Annotated in this window: 1 protein-coding gene; it reads left to right on the top strand. The window is 58.6% G+C overall.

The window, feature by feature from the left end; translation table 11 throughout:
• Nucleotides 1-94 precede the first annotated feature (94 nt).
• On the top strand, nucleotides 95-273 hold a 179-nt coding region (locus CKO35_RS17770; protein ID WP_200177425.1), incomplete at its 3' end, for an SEC-C metal-binding domain-containing protein.

The following is a 273-nucleotide window of genomic DNA, read 5'->3' as shown; positions in this document are numbered from 1 at the left end:
CCGGCATGTTATTCGGCCGCAGCGTGCACATGGCGCGTAATGGCGAGATAATTCCCGGCGATTTCATCCCCGAATAACCTGCACGAGTAACACCATGAGCAACCAACCCCACGTCCACGGCCCTGACTGCAACCATGACCACGATCATCACGATCACGACCATGTGCACGGCCCGCACTGCAACCATGGCCATCAGGAGCCGGTGCGCAACGCGCTGAAGGATGTCGGCCGTAACGATCCTTGCCCATGCGGCAGCGAGAAGAAGTACAAGAA

The sequence above is a fragment of the Ectothiorhodospira shaposhnikovii genome (genome assembly GCF_016584105.1).
GTDB classification, from domain to species: Bacteria; Pseudomonadota; Gammaproteobacteria; order Ectothiorhodospirales; family Ectothiorhodospiraceae; genus Ectothiorhodospira; species Ectothiorhodospira shaposhnikovii.
Note: the sequence above shows the minus strand (reverse complement) of the source record. Positions and strands in the feature narration are given on the sequence as shown.